This is a genomic window from Pseudomonas sp. SF2 (assembly GCF_036858055.1).
In the GTDB taxonomy this organism is placed as follows: domain Bacteria; phylum Pseudomonadota; class Gammaproteobacteria; order Pseudomonadales; family Pseudomonadaceae; genus Aquipseudomonas.
In genome coordinates, this window is the sequence record NZ_JAMBDI010000023.1 from 106,694 (window position 1) to 124,414 (window position 17,721).

15 protein-coding genes are annotated in these 17,721 nt (G+C 63.4%); 5 read left to right on the forward strand and 10 right to left on the reverse strand.

Annotated features, from left to right (window positions below):
* Positions 1–144: 144 nt before the first annotated feature.
* On the reverse strand, positions 145–750 hold the full coding sequence (locus tag M2S36_RS15580) for an outer membrane beta-barrel protein (RefSeq protein WP_013973837.1): 606 nt from the start codon (positions 748–750) through the stop codon (positions 145–147).
* Between the two features lie 129 nt (positions 751–879).
* Between M2S36_RS15580 and M2S36_RS15585 the strand changes: the two genes are divergently transcribed.
* Both M2S36_RS15585 and M2S36_RS15590 read left to right on the forward strand, forming a co-directional pair.
* Entirely contained in the window at positions 880–1,671 is a 792-nt protein-coding gene (locus M2S36_RS15585; RefSeq protein WP_333957418.1) for a dienelactone hydrolase family protein, read from the forward strand.
* Positions 1,672–1,780: 109 nt separating this feature from the next.
* Positions 1,781–2,482 carry a 4'-phosphopantetheinyl transferase family protein gene (locus M2S36_RS15590; RefSeq protein WP_333957419.1) on the forward strand — a complete coding sequence of 234 codons (702 nt, stop codon included), beginning with the start codon at positions 1,781–1,783 and terminating at the stop codon, positions 2,480–2,482.
* 3 nt (positions 2,483–2,485) lie between these two features.
* Here the strand turns inward: M2S36_RS15590 and M2S36_RS15595 are convergent, their stop codons facing one another.
* A complete protein-coding gene (locus M2S36_RS15595; protein ID WP_333957420.1) occupies positions 2,486–4,093 on the reverse strand; it encodes an ATP-binding protein in 1,608 nt (535 codons plus the stop codon).
* Positions 4,090–4,788 (reverse strand): response regulator transcription factor, encoded by a 699-nt coding sequence (locus M2S36_RS15600; RefSeq protein ID WP_207830699.1) that lies wholly within the window; start codon positions 4,786–4,788, stop codon positions 4,090–4,092. Before M2S36_RS15600 ends, M2S36_RS15595 begins: the two co-directional genes overlap by 4 nt.
* Before the next feature lie 828 nt (positions 4,789–5,616).
* Between M2S36_RS15600 and M2S36_RS15605 the strand changes: the two genes are divergently transcribed.
* The 3 genes from M2S36_RS15605 (at position 5,617) to M2S36_RS15615 (ending at position 10,727) form a co-directional block, all read left to right on the forward strand.
* Positions 5,617–8,496 (forward strand): ribonucleoside-diphosphate reductase subunit alpha, encoded by a 2,880-nt coding sequence (locus M2S36_RS15605; protein ID WP_207830696.1) that lies wholly within the window; start codon positions 5,617–5,619, stop codon positions 8,494–8,496.
* 246 nt (positions 8,497–8,742) lie between these two features.
* Positions 8,743–9,993: a ribonucleotide-diphosphate reductase subunit beta gene (locus tag M2S36_RS15610; RefSeq protein WP_087502863.1), complete on the forward strand. Its 1,251-nt coding sequence runs from the start codon at positions 8,743–8,745 to the stop codon at positions 9,991–9,993.
* Between the two features lie 200 nt (positions 9,994–10,193).
* Complete coding sequence (locus tag M2S36_RS15615) at positions 10,194–10,727, forward strand: BRO-N domain-containing protein (protein ID WP_333957421.1); 534 nt, start codon at positions 10,194–10,196, stop codon at positions 10,725–10,727.
* Between the two features lie 296 nt (positions 10,728–11,023).
* On the opposite strand, the gene M2S36_RS15620 is transcribed toward M2S36_RS15615, so the two are convergent.
* The 7 genes from M2S36_RS15620 to M2S36_RS15650 all read right to left on the reverse strand — a co-directional run bounded on the left by M2S36_RS15620 (position 11,024) and on the right by M2S36_RS15650 (position 17,549).
* Positions 11,024–11,311: a type II toxin-antitoxin system RelE family toxin gene (locus M2S36_RS15620; protein ID WP_241105932.1), complete on the reverse strand. Its 288-nt coding sequence runs from the start codon at positions 11,309–11,311 to the stop codon at positions 11,024–11,026.
* Positions 11,301–11,540, reverse strand: coding sequence for a type II toxin-antitoxin system RelB/DinJ family antitoxin (locus M2S36_RS15625; RefSeq protein ID WP_207838200.1), 240 nt, complete (start codon positions 11,538–11,540; stop codon positions 11,301–11,303). The genes M2S36_RS15620 and M2S36_RS15625 overlap by 11 nt, the downstream gene beginning before the upstream one ends.
* Before the next feature lie 354 nt (positions 11,541–11,894).
* Positions 11,895–12,791 (reverse strand): LysR family transcriptional regulator, encoded by an 897-nt coding sequence (locus tag M2S36_RS15630; protein WP_241105933.1) that lies wholly within the window; start codon positions 12,789–12,791, stop codon positions 11,895–11,897.
* A gap of 173 nt (positions 12,792–12,964) precedes the next feature.
* A complete protein-coding gene (locus M2S36_RS15635; protein ID WP_333957422.1) occupies positions 12,965–15,001 on the reverse strand; it encodes a pyridoxamine 5'-phosphate oxidase family protein in 2,037 nt (678 codons plus the stop codon).
* Positions 15,002–15,028: 27 nt separating this feature from the next.
* Positions 15,029–15,658 carry a glutathione S-transferase family protein gene (locus M2S36_RS15640; RefSeq protein ID WP_207838193.1) on the reverse strand — a complete coding sequence of 210 codons (630 nt, stop codon included), beginning with the start codon at positions 15,656–15,658 and terminating at the stop codon, positions 15,029–15,031.
* A 360-nt stretch (positions 15,659–16,018) separates the two neighbouring features.
* Positions 16,019–16,570 (reverse strand): UPF0149 family protein, encoded by a 552-nt coding sequence (locus M2S36_RS15645; protein ID WP_233693782.1) that lies wholly within the window; start codon positions 16,568–16,570, stop codon positions 16,019–16,021.
* A gap of 82 nt (positions 16,571–16,652) precedes the next feature.
* Positions 16,653–17,549 carry a nitrilase family protein gene (locus tag M2S36_RS15650; RefSeq protein WP_233688341.1) on the reverse strand — a complete coding sequence of 299 codons (897 nt, stop codon included), beginning with the start codon at positions 17,547–17,549 and terminating at the stop codon, positions 16,653–16,655.
* Positions 17,550–17,721 lie beyond the last annotated feature (172 nt).

Here is a 17,721-nt window from a genome sequence, read left to right on the forward strand (position 1 = left end):
CTCCTTGATATGTATTGCCTGTACCGGCCCTTTCGCGGCTAAAGCCGCTCCCACAGGTATTGCACAGGTTTTATGGACTGTGCGATCCCTGTGGGAGCGGCTTTAGCCGCGAAAGGGCCGGTACAGGATAACCCGGCTCGCCGGTCAGAACTTGTAGCTTGCAGCCAGGTAGGTCTGCGCGCTGCTGGTCAGGCGCAGGGTGCCGTCCTTCGGCCCGCCGTGCGCACCCACTTCGGTGGCGGCATTGGTGCGCAGGTAACGGTAGCCCAGTTCCACCGAGGCCTTGTCGGTGATGTCCTGGATCACACCGGCCTGCAGGCCATACGCGTAACCGTAGTCGGTATCCCGGCTGGCACCTGGCGAGTCCTGGGTCAGCTTGGTCACGCCCAGGCTGCCACCGCCAAACAGCTTGGTGGTATCACCCACCGGCAGGAACAGGTCGTAGCTGCCCAGCAGGTTCTCCTGGCGCAACTTCAGGCCACTGTGGTCGCCCGAGACGTTGTCGTAAGTCATGTAGTAGCGGCCCTGGTCATTGATCTTGCCCACCCGCACACCCCAGGTGTCGTCCTTGCCGATGATGCCGTCGGCGTTGAGGTGGTCGGTGTTGCGCTGCAGCAGGCCGGACTTGCGAACCTTGTCGCTGGTCTGGCCGTAGGTCAGGCTGGCGAAGTTGTCGTCCGCGGCCTGGGCGGTGGTGATGCCAGCGGCGCAGACGGCCATGGCGGCAAGCAGGGTGTTGAAGGTTTTCATGGCTGGATACTCCAGTTGGGTGCGCTGTTTCGGTCTGGAAGCTAGAGTAAGCAGGGCACCCTGAACCGCGACTGAACCCTGGCTGAACCCCGGCTGAACGAACCATTTGCAGAACAAGGAGTAGTGACCATGCGTGCCCTGCTGGCCTTGACCCTGATGTGCTGCGCCGCCCTCGCCCAAGCGGCGGTACAAACCCGCGAGATCCCCTACCAGGACGCCGACGGCAACCGCCTGGTCGGCTACTACGCCTATGACGACGCCCTAGAAGGCAAGCGCCCCGGCATTGTCGTGGTGCATGAGTGGTGGGGGCTGAACGACTACGTCAAGCGCCGCGCCCGCGAGCTCGCGGCGCTGGGCTACAACGCACTGGCCATCGACATGTATGGCGACGGCAAGCACACCGACCACCCGGCCGACGCCCAGACGTTCATGGCAGAGGCGATGAAGGACCCCAAGGCCGCGGAGCGGCGCTTCGATGCCGGCCTCCAACTACTGAAACTGCAGCCGAACACCAACAAGCACCAGTTGGGCGCGGTCGGTTATTGCTTCGGCGGCAAGGTGGTGCTGGATGCCGCACGCCGCGGCGAAAAACTGGACGGCGTGGTGAGCTTCCATGGCGCACTGGCCACCCAGACCCCGGCCAAGCCTGGGGTGGTACGCGCGCAGATCCTGGTCGAGCACGGCGCGGCAGACAGCATGGTTACCTCGCAGCAGGTGGAGGCGTTCAAGGCCGAGATGGATGCAGCCAAGGTCGACTATGAGTTTGTCAGTATCGAAGGGGCCAAGCATGGGTTTACCAACCCGGATGCAGACCGGCTGAGCCATGGTGAGCATGGCGGGCCGGATATCGGCTACAACAAGGCGGCGGATGAAAGCTCCTGGGCGGATATGCAGGCGTTCTTCAGGAAGGTGTTCAAGTAAGGATTGCCGGGGGCGCCCTGCGCCCCTTTCGCGACGCAAGGCCGCTGCCCCAAGGATGCATTGCCACGCTAGCTCCCTTAGTGCCCGTACAGCTGGCACAATACCCCCCATGAACACACTCCCCGCCTGCTGCGCCCCGCTCCAGCACCACTGGCCCCTGCCCCGCCCGCTACCCGGCGCGGTGCTGGTCAGTTGCGCCTTCGACCCCACACGACTGGCACCCGACGACTTCCAGTGCGCCGGCGTCGTGCCAGGCGCCAGCCTACAGCGCTCGGTGGCCAAGCGCCAGGCCGAGTACCTGGCCGGCCGGGTGTGCGCCCGCGCCGCGCTGCTACGCCTGGACGGCCGTGACTACGTGCCCGGCACCCACGAAGACCGCTCGCCCATCTGGCCAGCCGGTATCCACGGCTCGATCACCCACGGCAAAGGCTGGGCCGCTGCCGTGGTCGCCGCCGAGGGCAGTTGCCAGGGCCTGGGCCTGGATCAGGAAGCGCTGCTGGATGACCAGCGCGCCGAGCGGTTGATGGGCGAAATCCTCACCCCACCCGAAGTCGAACGCCTGGACCGCCGCCAGCTCGGCCTTGCCGTCACCCTGACTTTCTCGCTCAAGGAAAGCCTGTTCAAGACCCTTTACCCGCTGACCCGCCAGCGCTTCTACTTCGAGCACGCCGAAGTGCTGGACTGGTCCGCCGAAGGCCTGGCCCGCCTGCGCCTGCTCACCGACCTGTCGCCGCAGTGGCGGCATGGCACCGAACTGCAGGGCCAGTTCTGCCTGCAGGACGGCCACCTGCTCAGCCTGGTCAGCGTCTGACCGTCACAACGATGCCTGCTGCCGTGGCCAGTTCAGGCTGAAGCAGGCCCCGCCCAGCGCGGCGCTGCGCCCCACCGTGGCCCGGCCCGCGTGCCAGTAAATGATCCGCCGCACGATCGACAGGCCCAGGCCATGCCCGCCCGAGGCGCGGGTGCGGCTGTCGTCGAGGCGGGTGAACGGTGTGAAGATGCGGTCCCAGAAGCCCTCGGGGATCCCCGGGCCGTCATCCTCCACATCGATACGGCAGCGTTGCTGCCCCAACTGGTAGCTTAGGCGCACCTCGGCCTCGGCATGGCGCATGGCGTTGCCCACCAGGTTCTGCAGGGCCCGGTGCAGGTAGCGCGGCTCGGCCTCGACCCAGGCACCTTCGGCATCGGCGCCCTGGCATTCACCCCGCACCACCCGTACCTCGGCACGCAGCGGCGCGAGCTCTTCGATCACCCGGTCAAGCAAGGCATCCAGGTCGATCCGCTGGAACTTCAAGGCCGGCGCCCCCTGCTCCAGACGGGCATAGGTGAGCATCTCGTCGACCAGCTTGTCGAGATCCTGGATATCGCCGTCCATGCCCGCCAGGTGTTTGGCCCGTGCCTGCTCGGTGGTGGCGTTCTCGATCATCTCCAGGCCAAAACGCAGGCGGGCCACCGGCGTGCGCAGCTCGTGGGAAACCGCCCGCACCAGCTCACGCTGCATGGTCAGCGAGCGCTGCAGGTGCTCGGCCATGCCGTTGAAGGCTGCAGCCAGGCGCCCTACCGAGTCGGCGTCGCCGGCCGGCACGCGGGTGTCCAGGCTACCCTGAGCGATACGCGTGGCAGCAATCTCCAGGCCCGACACGCGCCGCTCCAGCTGGCGCACCAGCAGGTAGACCACCAGGCCGATCAGGCACAGGCCGAGAAAGGCGATCAGGATCAGCAACTGCGGCGGATACGGGTTGAGCTGGTACAGCGGGCCGATTTCCAGCACCCAGGGCGAGCCAGCCAGCCCGGCGAACACGCGGATCGAGTCACCATCCTTGCCCAGGGCCATGACCGTGTCGCCCTCCTCGACCCGGCGCCGCTGGTCATCGTCCAGGCTCACCCGCTCGATGCGCTGCAGGGCCACGCCAAAGCCGAAACCCTTTTCTTTCTTGATCTGTGCCAGGCGCTGCTGCTGCTCGGTTACCGGGTAGCGCACCAGTTCGTCGGCCAGCAGGTAGAGGGTGGCCCGCGCCAGTTGCTCACTTATCTGCTTGATCTGCGCTACCAGCATCAGATCTTCCTGGCCGACCTTGCGCAGTACCTGGGCCGCATGCGGGCCGGTCTTCTCGACCACCACCAGGCCGCGGTACAGGCGCGCCCGCTGGCCACCATCGAGGGTGCGCGCGGTCATTGGCTGCAGCGCCAACGGCACGCCAAGCAGGCGCTCCCAGATCAGCAGTGAACGCTTGCGCTCGGTGTCGTTCTGCAGCGCCAGGTTGTCGGCCATCAGGCTGAAAGTACCCTGGGCCAGGCCCTCGCGGTGCTGGGCGGCACGCACTTCGTTGACCAGGTGCAGGCTGAGCACCCCGAGCAGGGCCACCAGCACCAGTACGGCCAGCATGCCGCCATAGATGCGCAGGAAGATCGAGTTGTTCATGAGGCCTCGCCAACGAACAGGTAGCCTTTGCTGCGCAGGGTCTTGATCAGCCTTGGCTGGAGCGGGTCGTCGCCGATCTTGGGGCGGATCCTGGAAATGCGTATGTCGATGGAACGGTCCTGGCCGTCGTAGCCGACGCCACGTAGCGCGGTGAAGATCTGCTCGCGCGTCAGCACCCGGCCGGCGTTGCTGGCCAGCAGCCAGAGCAGGTCGAATTCGGCGCCGGTCAGCTCGATCAGTTGTTCACCCAGACGCGCCTCGCGCAGGCGATTGTCGATGCGCAGCGCGCCGAAGGCCAGGTCCTGGCGCTTGCTGTCCGGTGCTTCGCTGCGGCGCAGCAGGGCCTGAATGCGCGCCAGCAGCAGGCGTGGGCGTACGGGTTTGCAGACGTAGTCGTCGGCCCCCAGGTCCAGGCCCTGGACCTGGTCGAGTTCATCGCTGCGTGCGGTCAGCATGAGGATCGGGCCGGGGTACTGGCTGCGCACCCGGCGGCAGATGCTCAGGCCGTCCTCGCCGGGCAGCATCAGGTCGAGAATGACCAGGTCGGGCTGGCTGTCGACGATGCGCCGCGCAGCGCGGGCGCCATCGCCCTCGACGCTGACTTCGAAGCCGTTGGCCTGCAGGTACTCGGCGGTGAGCTCGGCCAGGCGCTGGTCGTCTTCGACGATGAGGATACGGGGTGCGGGGTGGTCCATGGCTTGTGCCTTTGCTTGTTGTTTTTCTGTGGCCTGTACCGGCCTGTTCGCGGGCACGCCCGTTCCCACAGGGACCGCGCCCCTTTCAAGGCTTGTACTGTACCTGTGGGAGCGGGCGAGCCCGCGAAGGGTCCGGTGCAGGAAACATGACCCTTTAACCAAAAGGCAACATCTGCTTCGGATACTACGTCCCGCCCCCAGGCACTGCCAACCTGCCAGCAGCCCCTCGACTGAACCGTTTTTTGTGACAAGGTTCGCGCCCGAAAAATTCTGCCCAGAACCGGCAAGGCGCAGAAAAATACTGCAAACCACTTGGCACAAGGCCTACAGCGAATACCCACCATTCACTCACAAAGTACGCACAAGTTATCCACAGGCGCTCGCCTTGCAAAGCCCCCAATACCGCATTATCTTGTATCCCGATCGCAGCGAACCACTAGATATAGGGTTTCGTGCAAAATCACACACAAAAGTCAACCCGCAAAATCAAGCGATTTTTCGGGTGAACTTCAAGTGATTTCAGCAGCCAAACCGCTCCTGCGGAGGCGACCGAGGCAAGCCCTTCAGGGCCTTGTTCGGGTATGGGTGTGGCAGGCCAGGCCTGGCATCCATCAGCAACAGTTTTTGGGCACGGCCCAGAACCTTTGACTTCGGCCAGGGAGCGGCAAGCCATTGCCCCTTATTCCTGAGTCTGTCCCGAAGTCGGTACGCCCGCGCGGGCGGATGCGCATGCATTGCCCATCCCCGCCAGGCCATCGAGCAAGTGGACGGAACGGTGGGCGCCCAAAAGGCGCCTGAACAATATAGAAACTGTGGAGACACCCACCCATGCAAACCGACACAACTCGCGAGAACCCGCAGGCCAAGGTGCCGCAGGCCGCCGATTCCAACCAGGATCTGGCCGCCACCGCCCCCGGCCAACTGCGCGTGATCAAGCGTAACGGCACTGTCGTCCCCTACACCGACGACAAGATCACCGTTGCCATCACCAAGGCGTTCCTCGCAGTTGAAGGCGGCACCGCCGCCGCTTCGTCGCGCATCCACGACACCGTCGCGCGCCTGACCGAGCAGGTCACCGCCACGTTCAAGCGTCGCATGCCATCGGGTGGCACCATCCACATCGAAGAAATCCAGGACCAGGTCGAACTGGCCCTGATGCGCGCCGGCGAGCAGAAAGTCGCCCGTGACTACGTGATCTACCGCGAGCAGCGCGCCAAGGAGCGTGCCACCCGCGTGAACGCCGAGTCCGTGGTCGAGCCGCACCCGTCCATCCGCATCACCCTGGCCGACGGCAGCCTGGCGCCGCTCGACATGGCCCGCCTGAACACCATCATCAGCGAAGCCTGCGAAGGCCTGGCCGAAGTCGATGGCGACCTGATCCAGCGCGACACCCTGAAGAACCTGTACGACGGCGTGGCCATCAAGGACGTCAACACCGCCCTGGTAATGACCGCCCGTACCCTGGTAGAGCGCGAGCCGAACTACTCGTTCGTGACCGCCCGCCTGCTGATGGACACCCTGCGCGCCGAAGGCCTGGGCTTCCTGAACGTGGCCGAGAGCGCCACCCACCACGAAATGGCCGACCTGTACGCCAAGGCCCTGCCAGCCTACATCGACAAAGGCGTCGAGTTCGAGCTGCTGGACCCGGCCCTGAAAGGCTACGACCTGGACCGCCTGGGCAAGGCCATCGACCACGAGCGTGACCAGCAATTCACCTACCTGGGCCTGCAGACCCTGTACGACCGCTACTTCATCCACAAGGATGGCGTGCGCTTCGAGCTGCCACAGGTATTCTTCATGCGTGTGGCCATGGGCCTGGCGCTGGAAGAGAAAGACAAGGAAGCCCGTGCGATCGAGTTCTACAACCTGTTGTCGTCGTTCGACTACATGGCCTCGACCCCGACCCTGTTCAACGCCGGCACCCTGCGCCCGCAGCTGTCCAGCTGCTACCTGACCACCGTGCCGGACGACCTGTCGGGCATCTACCACGCGATCCACGACAACGCCATGCTGTCGAAATTCGCCGGTGGCCTGGGCAACGACTGGACCCCTGTGCGTGCACTGGGCTCCTACATCAAGGGCACCAACGGCAAGTCGCAGGGCGTGGTTCCGTTCCTGAAAGTGGTCAACGACACCGCCGTTGCCGTGAACCAGGGTGGCAAGCGCAAGGGCGCCGTGTGTGCCTACCTGGAAACCTGGCACCTGGACATCGAAGAGTTCATCGAGCTGCGCAAGAACACCGGTGATGACCGTCGTCGTACCCACGACATGAACACCGCCAACTGGATCCCTGACCTGTTCATGAAGCGTGTCTTCGATGACGGCAAGTGGACCCTGTTCTCGCCTTCGGAAGTGCCAGACCTGCACGACCTGACCGGCAAGGCCTTCGAAGAGCGCTACGAGTACTACGAAGCCCTGACCGAGTACAACAAGATCAAGGTGTTCAAGACCATCCAGGCCAAAGACCTGTGGCGCAAGATGCTGTCGATGCTGTTCGAGACCGGCCACCCGTGGCTGACCTTCAAGGACCCGTGCAACCTGCGTTCGCCGCAGCAGCACGTGGGCGTGGTCCACAGCTCGAACCTGTGCACCGAGATCACCCTGAACACCAACAAGGACGAGATCGCGGTCTGCAACCTGGGCTCGATCAACCTGCCGAACCACATCGTCGACGGCAAGCTGGACACCGCCAAGCTGCAACGCACCGTGAACACCGCCGTGCGCATGCTCGACAACGTGATCGACATCAACTACTACTCGGTGCCGCAAGCGCGTAACTCGAACTTCAAGCACCGCCCGGTCGGCCTGGGCATCATGGGCTTCCAGGATGCGCTGTACCTGCAGCACATTCCGTACGGTTCCGATGCCGCCGTCGAGTTCGCCGACAAGTCGATGGAAGCGGTCAGCTACTACGCCATCCAGGCGTCCTGCGACCTGGCCGACGAGCGCGGTGCGTACGAGACCTTCCAGGGTTCGCTGTGGTCCAAGGGCATCCTGCCGCTGGATTCGCAACAGATCCTGATCGAAGCCCGTGGTGCCAAGTACATCGACGTCAACCTGGAAGAGTCCCTGGACTGGGCCCCGGTGCGCGAGCGCGTCAAGAAAGGTATTCGTAACTCGAACATCATGGCCATCGCGCCGACCGCGACCATCGCCAACATCACCGGCGTGTCGCAGTCCATCGAGCCGACCTACCAGAACCTGTACGTGAAATCGAACCTGTCGGGCGAGTTCACCGTGATCAACCCGTACCTGGTCCGCGACCTGAAGGCCCGTGGCCTGTGGGACTCGGTAATGATCAACGACCTGAAGTACTACGACGGTTCGGTGCAGCAGATCGAGCGTATCCCGCAAGAGCTGAAAGACCTGTACGCCACCGCGTTCGAAGTCGAGACCAAGTGGATCGTCGATGCCGCCTCGCGTCGCCAGAAGTGGATCGACCAGGCCCAGTCGCTGAACCTGTACATCGCCGGCGCCTCGGGCAAGAAGCTGGACGTGACCTACCGCATGGCCTGGTACCGTGGTCTGAAGACCACCTACTACCTCCGTGCCCTGGCCGCGACCAGCACCGAGAAGTCGACCATCAACACCGGCAAGCTCAATGCCGTTTCCAGCGGTGGCGACAGCGCCCCGGTCCAGGCAGCCGGCCCTGCGCCAGTGCCGAAGGCCTGCGCGATCGACGAGCCTGACTGCGAAGCCTGCCAGTAAGGCCAGGCCGAGGCTTCCTACGGGAAGCCTCAACGCGTTTTGCGCACCACTGCGGACCCTGTGGGAGCGGGTTCACCCGCGATGAGGCCGGCACTCCCGCCGCCTCTCCACAGCCAGACACAACAAGCCGTGGCTGCAAAGCCGCGGCCAGCCCTTTTCGGGCACTTCAGATTTGCGTGCACCGCACCGCAACCAAGATCCACCGGCCATACTTGATAGATGGCCCTCAAGCAGGAGAATCTCACCATGCTGAGCTGGGACGAATTCGATAAAGAAGACGGCGAAGTAGCCGCCAAAGGCAACACCCCTGCGCAGGCCGCTGCCGCCGCCACCCTCGACAAGCTCGACAGCGCCGGTGGTGCCGCCGCCCTGGAAGCCCGTGTCGCCACCGCCGACGACTCCGACGCGGTCAAGCGCGCCAAGGCTGCCCTGAACGACCTCGACATCGCCGAAGGCCTGGCCGAGCTGGAAGGCTCCAGCGCCCGCGTGCGCGTTGATGAAAAGCGCATGATCAACTGCCGCGCCGACCTCAACCAGCTGGTACCGTTCAAGTACGACTGGGCCTGGCAGAAGTACCTGGACGGCTGCGCCAACCACTGGATGCCGCAAGAGGTCAACATGACCGCCGACATCGCCCTGTGGAAGAGCATGGACGGCCTGACCGAAGACGAGCGTCGCATCGTCATGCGCAACCTCGGTTTCTTCTCCACCGCCGACTCGCTGGTCGCCAACAACCTGGCCCTGGCCGTGTACCGCCTGATCACCAACCCGGAGTGCCGCCAGTACATCCTGCGCCAGGCCTTCGAAGAGGCGATCCATACCCACGCCTACCAGTACTGCATCGAGTCGCTGGGCATGGATGAAGGCGAGATCTTCAACATGTACCACGAGATCCCGTCGGTCGCGAAGAAAGCTGCCTGGGGCCTGAAGTACACCCGCGCCATCTCCGATCCGGAATTCAACACCGGCACCGTCGAAACCGACAAAGAGCTGCTGCGCAACCTGATCGCCTACTACTGCGTACTGGAAGGCATCTTCTTCTACTGCGGCTTCACCCAGATCCTGTCCATGGGCCGCCGCAACAAGATGACCGGCGTGGCCGAGCAGTTCCAGTACATCCTGCGTGACGAGTCGATGCACCTGAACTTCGGTATCGACGTGATCAACCAGATCAAGATCGAGAACCCGCACCTGTGGGACGCGGCGATGAAGGAAGAAGCGACCCAGATGATCCTGCAAGGGACCCAGCTGGAGATCGAATACGCCCGTGACACCATGCCACGCGGCGTGCTGGGCATGAACGCAGCGATGATGGAGGACTACCTCAAGTTCATCGCCAACCGTCGCCTGACCCAGATTGGTCTGAAGGAAGAGTACCCAGGGACTACCAACCCGTTCCCTTGGATGAGCGAGATCATGGACTTGAAGAAAGAGAAGAACTTCTTCGAGACTCGTGTGATCGAGTATCAGACGGGTGGTGCACTGAGCTGGGACTGATCGTCCGGGCTGAGCATCGAGAAGGCTGCCAATTGGCAGCCTTTTTTTGCTTGGAAAATGGCCGAACAGGAAGCTTCCTACAGGGTTTGGCATTGTTACTTTTAGGGCATCGCGATAACGTCTTATGGCGCTTAAGAACGCTCACGCAGCGGAATCCCGTTCCCGTTAGCAACGGCTCTCCAATATCAGGATAGCCAAACATGAACAGCCTCAATACACCCACCCTCTTCACCCGTCACAACCGCCCACTCCACACCCTCTGGTTCGAATCCCAAGCCTGGTTCTGCGCCCACGAACTCGGCCGGCTGAGTGGGCACTTCTTCGACGAACACTGCATGCGCAAGCTCGACCCGGATCAGTACCGCACTGTGCAGCTGCTGCGCTATGGCAAGTACCAGGAGACCACCATGGTCAGCGAGTCCGGAGCCTATTTGCTGGCGCATCACCATGTGCCGGAGAACCGCCATTTGCGTTGGTGGCTGACGCATGAAGTGGTGGCAGTGCTGCGCGATGGGCAAGCTGACGGGGTAGAGGATGCGCCGCGACTGGGGCAGATGTGCTGGCCTGGAGGGCGGAGCGCGACGTTGTTGTATTGGCAGAGTGAGCCTTGGGTAAGGATGCGGGATATGCCGGTGGTGCTGGCTGGGGAAGTCGATCAGCCGGGGCCGGTGGAGAAGCGGAAGTTGAGTTGGCGGGCGTGTGCGCAGCGAGCGCTGCGGATGCATGGGGTTTAGCAGGCGGTTTTGCCTGTGCTGGCCTCTTCGCGGGTGAACCCGCTCCCACAGATGGCTCAGTTTGCCAGATGTTCTTGGTAAGCAGGCCAAGAACAGAGGTAAGTGCCGGAGTTGGCAATAGGCACTCTGGGCTGATGCAAAACCTGTGGGAGCGGGTTTACCCGCGAACACCGGCGCAGCCGGTGCCATGCACCGCGTCGCATTCTTCGCGGGCACGCCCGCTCCCACAGGTACAGCGCTAGCTTATGGGCTGCGCTGTACCCGGAGATACCTTGGAACCGCCAGATCCCTGAAGTCTATTCGAGCCGCTCGGCAGCCTTCTTGTATGCCTGGTCCCGTTCGCGACGATCAACAGCGACGACAAAAACCACGATCTCTTGGTCAATGACCTGATAGACCAGTCGATACCCGCTGCTGCGCAGCTTTATCTTGTAGCAGTCAGGCAGCGAGTGAAGGCGATTTGCCTCGATTCGAGGGTTCAGCAGAACTTCCGCCAGTTTCTTCTTGAACTGCTGACGCACCGTATCGCCCAGCTTCTTCCACTCTTTCAATGCACGTGAATCGAAGTCGAGGCTATAGGTCATCCAACTGGACCCTCACGCGCTGCGGGGAAGCAAGCCGCTCTTTCACAGTCGCAATGAGATCTTCATCGTCCTCAGTCATCAGGACAGGGCGGAAGGGCAGCTTGCCTCGCTCTGCAACATATTGCAGAGCCTGGCGCATGAGTTCGGAGGGGGTAACGCCGAGGCGCTCAAGCTCTTTGTATGCGCGGGCTTTGAGTTCGTCGTCGACACGTATGTTGATGGATGCCATGGGCCGGCCCTAAGGTAAAGACGTTTGTCATTACAATGCACGCGTCTTTTCGATTTCGCAATGGCAGTTTGTCTGGGGCTCAGCAGTGCGACATGAACTGCTGGGGTTGCGGCGCAGCCCTTTCGCGGCACAAGACCGCTCCCACGGGGGATCGCGTAGCTCGGGAGATTTCAGAATGGCAGTGGTCGAGCAGGCTCGACCGCCCTGGGCGGCCAAATACGAATTGAGAGGCCTCGCCCACGCCGACAAGGGGGTGCGGCACCACAAGGTGCCGGGACTGGACATGCCAGTCTACGTGGTCGAGGGCGGGGCCAGTGCTGAAGATAGCTCAGGATAGAACTACCGTCCACAACTTCAATCCAGCTGCTGGGCCCGCAAATCCTGCGCCAGCATGTCGATGAAGGCCCTGACCTTGGACGAGCCGTACTTGCTCTCCCGGTGCAGTACATGAATCGGCCATGGCGCCTCTTCGTACTCGGCCAGGATCACCTGCAGCTGCCCGCTGGCCAGTTCATCCGCCACCTGGTACGACAGCAGGCGAGCAATCCCCAGTCCGCCACTAGCAGCCGCTATCGCCCCATCATTGCTGGTCACCGTCAGGCGGGGTTTCACGCGCACCAGGGTCGGCTCCTCGGTCACGCCGAAGCGCCAGCCGGCACGTGGCGACAGGTTGGTGGTGCCGATCACCGCATGCCCCGCCAGGTCGGACGGGTGCATCGGCACGCCATGGCGCGCCAGGTAGTCGGGGGACGCACACAACATGCGCCGCACCCTGCCCACCCGCAGCGCTTTCAGGCCGGAGTCTGGCAAGGGGCCGATGCGTACGGCCACGTCCATACCCTCCTCGACCATGTTCACTATGCGGTCGAGGAAGTAGGCGGAAACGTCAACCTCGGGGTACTGCTGCAGGTAGCGGACGATGCACGGCATGACGTACTTCTTGCCGAACAGGATCGGCGCGGTGACGGCCAGGTCGCCTTTGGGTGTGGCATTGATGCCGGCAGCCGCTTCGTTGGCCTCGTGGATGCTGGCGAGGATAAGCCGGGTGTCTTCCAGGTAACGGCCACCCGCTTCGGTCAGGCGCACGCTGCGGGTGGTGCGCAGCACCAACTTGACCCCGAGCTGCTCTTCCAGGGCGCTGACGGCACGGGTGACTGCGGCTGGGGAAATGTCCAGGCGGCGTGCAGCGGCGGCGAAGCTTTCCAGTTCGCCTACGGCGACGAACACCTTCATCAGGTGGATCTGGTCCATGCGGGCTCCTGGGATTGTGAGGTGCCGGGATTATCTTTCATCTGGGCATTTTGTGTTGCCAATATCGGCCCTTTCGCGGGCTTGCCCGCTCCCACAGGTTATTCACCGCTCCTGAGGGCAGTGGAGTACCTGTGGGAGCGGGCAAGCCCGCGAAAGGGCCGGGACAGGCTACCTTACAGATCCAGCACCAACGCCTGCGTCCCCTCCTCTGACCGGGCCGGCACGGCACAGCAGATCAATACCGAACCCGCCTCCGGCAGTTCGGCCGGCGGGTTCGGGTAATGCACCTGGCCACTGACCAAGCGGGTCTTGCAGGTACCGCACGACCCGCCCCGGCAACTAAACTCCGGCGCCAGCCCACGCGCCTCGGCCAACTCCAGCAGCGTCCCGCTGCCGGGCGCCCAGCGCGCCTCCTTCGCCGAAGCTGCAAAGTACACCGGCACCGGCTCGCTGGCAGCAGGTGGCTGTTGCAATGTGGGTTGGTCATCGTCGGTGTGCCGCCGGAGCGTCGACGGGCCAAAGGCTTCGGCATGGATCCGCGCATCCGGCACATGCACCCCGCGCAGCCCTTCATACAGGTCCTGGGTAAAACTGCCCGGGCCGCACAGGTAGAAATCGTAGTCGTCCAGCGCCAGCGTCGCCTTGACCTGCTCGATACCCAGCCGACCGGCAAACGCGTAATCACGCCCCGCCAACGCATGCGCTTCCGGCTGGCTCAGGGCGCGGTGCACCTGCAGCAGGCCGCCGGCCCGTTGTTGCAAGCTCGCCAGCTCCTCACGGAACGGCAGGTCGGCCAGGCTGCGCGCACCATGGAACAGATGAATGCGCCGTGTCCTCCCCTTGTTCAACTGCTCGCGCAGCATGGCCAATAACGGCGTGATACCCACGCCCGCGCCGATCAGCACCAGCGGCCGTGTGCTCTGCTGGTCCAGCGTGAAGCTGCCCATCGGCGGGCGCACGTTCAGCACATCGCCTGCCACAACGTGCTCATGCAGGTGCCGCGAAGCCGGGCCCTGGGCTTTGACGCTGATGCGCAGGTAGCCATCGGAAGGCGCGCTGGACAGGCTGTAGGTGCGGATCAGTGCCGCCTCGCCGTCGAGCTGGATCTGCACCGGAACATGTTGCCCTGGCGCAAAGGCCGTCGCACTGCCAGCAGGTGGCTCAAGGTAGAACGAGCGGATGTCGCGGCTCTCCTGCTCCACCCGCTGCACACGCCAGGCCTGCCATTGGCGCTGTCGCTGGCGTTGCTGCAGGCGCGCGTCGGCCTCGGCCCAGGTGCCGGTCATCAGGCTGGTCGGCGCGTACTCCTTGAAGGCCCACCGCAGGGAAACGGCAGCCGGGCGCCACACCACCTGCTCGACCTCCAGCGTCCACAAGCGCTCGGCGCCTTCGAACGCCTGGATGGCGGGGCTGTCCAACAGCAACTCGGCATGCCCGTATAGCTGCAACACGTTGCCGTTGCTGAAATCGATGAACAGCAACCCTGCTTGCGGGTTCACCAGCAGGTTGCCCAGGGTATTGAAGTGCAGGTTGCCAGCATAGTCGGGAATGGTCAGGCGGTTGCCTTCAACCTTGACGAACCCGGGCCGCCCGCCACGGTGGGAGACATCCACCGAGCGCTGGCCGTCGCCTTGCTCGACATAGCTGGCGACAAAGAAAGTGTCGGCTGTCTGGATCATGCGGGCAGCCGTGGCATCGAGTGTCGCCGCATCGACACGCCCTTGCGCGGGTTCCGCGACGCGGGTGTAGTCACGCAGCTGAATGTACTGCGGGCAGTTGCCGAACGACTGCTCCACAGTCACCTGCAGTTGCCCGTCGCCGGCCTCGTGGACCTGCCCGTTGAGGCGGTTGCGTCGACGGGTGTGCAGTTCGATACCCAACAGGCCGACCGCCTGCCCGGCAGACAGCCCCGGGGTAGCCGGATCGTCTGCTGCCAGCTGAGTGTTGATCGTCAGCTGGCGTGGGTTCGGCGAGCTGACGAAACCTTCCGGCCCTTCCAACAATGTTGCCCAGGGCCTCCCCCGGTCGTCCACGCTGGCGGCGACCATGAACGGCAACTGGTGATAGAAAATACGATGCTGGTCGGGCATGTAGTCACGAATGACCTTCTGCCCGAACGCCTCCATGCGCTCCGCGACACCGGCTTTTTCCTGCAGGGTTTTCTCCCCCGCATGCCAGGGCGAGGGGTGGTGCTCCGGATTCTTTTGCATGGCGGCGTTCCTCGCGGTGGCGGGATGTCAGGCGCTGGTCTGCAGCCCGATCACGGTGCGTGGCATGGGCACGAAGCCAGGCAGCGCCTCGATCCGCGCCAGCCAGCTGCGTACGTTGGCATAGGGCTCCAGCGACACATTGCCCTCCGGTGCGTGGGCGATGTACGAGTAGTTGGCGATATCGGCGATGGTGGGTGTGCTACCGACCAGGAACGGCGTTTTGGCCAGCTCGGCGTCGATCACCTTGAGCAGGGTGTGGGCGCGAGCAATGACCTCGTCAGTGTTGAACGCGGCGCCGAATACGGTCACCAGGCGCGCGGCGGCAGGGCCGAAGGCCAGCGGGCCGGCAGCGACCGACAGCCAGCGCTGCACGCGGGCGGCGGCGGCGGGCTCCTCGGGGAGCCAGGTGCCGTTGTCGTACTTCTTGGCCAGGTACACCAGGATGGCGTTGGAATCGGCGATCACCGTACCGTTGTCATCGATGACCGGGACCTGGCCGAACGGGTTGAGGGCCAGGAAGTCCGGCTGCTTGTGCGCACCTTTGGCGAGGTCGACGAACACCAGCTCGGTGGGCAGGTTCAGCAGCGAGAGCATCAGCTCGATGCGGTGGGCATGGCCGGACTTGGGGAAGTTGTAAAGCTTGATCGGGTTCGACATGGGCTTGGCTCCTGGTCAGCGCCGGGGTGGGCTGATGGAGCACATGCTGCACCGGTTCGGCTGGCAGCAGAATCCGTGTGGCGGGGAAACCATAATTTCGCGGGGCGGAATAATCGTGAGGCCGGCTCCCACAGAAGAACGCACCGGCCGGGGGCTTGTGCGGTCCATGTGGGAGCGGGTTTACCCGCGAAGAATGCAACGCGGCGTATGGCACCGGCTGTGCCGGTGTTCGCGGGTGAACCCGCTCCCACAGGGCTCGCGCCAGTTTTTAGATATTGAGCAAGACAGTTGCTCCCACTGGATAGGTTAACGCGGTCGGTTGTCGGCGCTGGGGCCGGTAGCATCAATGCAGATGCAAGATCAGTGCAGTTTGTTGAAATACCGGAACAACCCACGCGCAGCCTCGACCACCTGTGGCACGCAGGCCTGGATATCCTCTTCGCTCATCTGATCCAGCAGCTCGAAGTTGTCCTCCAGCCCATGCAGCGAAATGGCCTTGAGCAGTTGGTCCTGCTCCGGCGGCAGCTCGGCCCAGCCGGCGACCTGAGTGCCGCGCATGTAGCCAAAGCACCACTCCTCCATGACAATCACACTGCCTGTCTCGCCTTCGCTTTCCTCGAACAGCGGCTCGAACCGGTCGACGTCGTCACCCAACTCCTCCGCCACCTGGCTGGCATAACGCAGCATCAAGGCCACGTAGGCCTCTTCATGCGCCGGTTTCTTGAATTTCGGCACCTTGCCACCAGCCACCGCGGGTAGCCACTGTTCCGGGGTGACAGTGGCCGGCGAAGTGGCCAGTGCAGTGAAAAAGCCATTGAGCTCGGCCAGGTTGAGTACCGAGTAGTCATTGCCGTAGGTGATCAGCAGGTCTTCAAGGCGGTCGAGTTCTTTTTCGCTGAGTGCGGGGAGCATGGGTTGGACATCCTGGGAAGCAAAAGTGTGTGCACCCTAGCACAGAACAGCCCAAGGGCTGCGATAGCGATTGTTCATGGCCTCAGCGCGGCATCGGAGCATGCAGGCGATAGCCAAGGGTTGCATCATAGAGATCGGTACGCCGGTCTCGCGGCAGGTCGTTGAGGCTGTTCCAGATCGGTGCCGAGCGTGCGCTGCTGAGGTCGACATCGGCGTAGAGAATGCCCTCCTCCTCTGCACTGGCCACCTCGCCAATTGGCCAGCCATTGGTACCGGCAATCAGCGAACAGCCCAGGAAGCGCCCTCCCCGCTCGCTGCCTATGCGGTTGGCGGCAGCGATGTAGACGTTGTTGACGTGTGCCGCCGTCATGGTCAGGTAGGAAGCCATGCAGCGCCCGGCTTCATCGAACAGCGGCGGTGGTGTCCATACCCAGTTGTTCAGGCTGCAGATGATGTCGGCGCCTTGTGCGGTCATCAGCCGCGGCACCTCCGGGAACCAGATATCCCAGCAGATCAGCAGACCGATACGGCCGATCGGCGTCTCGAACACGGGGAAGCCTAGGTTGCCAGGGGTGAACCAGAGCTTTTCCTGGTTCCACAGGTGAGCCTTGCGGTAATGCCCGAGCAAGCCTTGCGGACCGAACAGTACAGCACTGTCGTAGAGCTTCAGCCCGTCACGTTCGGCAAAACCCGCAGCCAGGTACACCTGATACTCCCTGGCGAAATCCGCCCAGAGGTTCAGGCTGCGACCTTCCTCCAGCGTTTCGGCATGGGCATAGGCCTCTGCACGGGTGTGGAAGGTGTAGCCGGTGTTGGCCAACTCGGGCAGCACGATCAGGTTGGCGCCTTCACGCACTGCCCGCCGGGCCAATGCCAGGCCTCTGCTCAGGTTACCGTCACAATGCTCGAGCCCGACCTGGGGGTCGTACTGGATGACGGCGATGCGTACGGGGCTGACGGGGGGGCAATGTTCGGACATGGCGACTTCCTTCTTATGGTTGTTTTGGAAGGGCGCCAGTAAAGCGGGGTTGGGCTGGGGAGTGACAGTCGGGGTATTCCTGCAAGCTTGTAGGAATAGGGGATGGGTGTGACAGGAAGGGCCTTACACGCCGCAGAGGTCAATGCGATCAGTGTGGGAGCGGCCTTGTGTC

What these genes read in the sequence shown, in the direction of transcription:
- M2S36_RS15620 (WP_241105932.1), bottom strand. Translation starts at nt 11,311, where the DNA reads ATGACCTATAGCCTCGACTTCGATTCACGTGCATTGAAAGAGTGGAAG.
- M2S36_RS15585 (WP_333957418.1), top strand. Translation starts at nt 880, where the DNA reads ATGCGTGCCCTGCTGGCCTTGACCCTGATGTGCTGCGCCGCCCTCGCC.
- M2S36_RS15605 (WP_207830696.1), top strand. Translation starts at nt 5,617, where the DNA reads ATGCAAACCGACACAACTCGCGAGAACCCGCAGGCCAAGGTGCCGCAG.
- M2S36_RS15640 (WP_207838193.1), bottom strand. Translation starts at nt 15,658, where the DNA reads ATGTCGAACCCGATCAAGCTTTACAACTTCCCCAAGTCCGGCCATGCC.
- M2S36_RS15645 (WP_233693782.1), bottom strand. Translation starts at nt 16,570, where the DNA reads ATGCTCCCCGCACTCAGCGAAAAAGAACTCGACCGCCTTGAAGACCTG.
- M2S36_RS15650 (WP_233688341.1), bottom strand. Translation starts at nt 17,549, where the DNA reads ATGTCCGAACATTGCCCCCCCGTCAGCCCCGTACGCATCGCCGTCATC.
- M2S36_RS15625 (WP_207838200.1), bottom strand. Translation starts at nt 11,540, where the DNA reads ATGGCATCCATCAACATACGTGTCGACGACGAACTCAAAGCCCGCGCA.
- M2S36_RS15590 (WP_333957419.1), top strand. Translation starts at nt 1,781, where the DNA reads ATGAACACACTCCCCGCCTGCTGCGCCCCGCTCCAGCACCACTGGCCC.
- M2S36_RS15580 (WP_013973837.1), bottom strand. Translation starts at nt 750, where the DNA reads ATGAAAACCTTCAACACCCTGCTTGCCGCCATGGCCGTCTGCGCCGCT.
- M2S36_RS15600 (WP_207830699.1), bottom strand. Translation starts at nt 4,788, where the DNA reads ATGGACCACCCCGCACCCCGTATCCTCATCGTCGAAGACGACCAGCGC.
- M2S36_RS15615 (WP_333957421.1), top strand. Translation starts at nt 10,194, where the DNA reads ATGAACAGCCTCAATACACCCACCCTCTTCACCCGTCACAACCGCCCA.
- M2S36_RS15635 (WP_333957422.1), bottom strand. Translation starts at nt 15,001, where the DNA reads ATGCAAAAGAATCCGGAGCACCACCCCTCGCCCTGGCATGCGGGGGAG.
- M2S36_RS15595 (WP_333957420.1), bottom strand. Translation starts at nt 4,093, where the DNA reads ATGAACAACTCGATCTTCCTGCGCATCTATGGCGGCATGCTGGCCGTA.
- M2S36_RS15610 (WP_087502863.1), top strand. Translation starts at nt 8,743, where the DNA reads ATGCTGAGCTGGGACGAATTCGATAAAGAAGACGGCGAAGTAGCCGCC.
- M2S36_RS15630 (WP_241105933.1), bottom strand. Translation starts at nt 12,791, where the DNA reads ATGGACCAGATCCACCTGATGAAGGTGTTCGTCGCCGTAGGCGAACTG.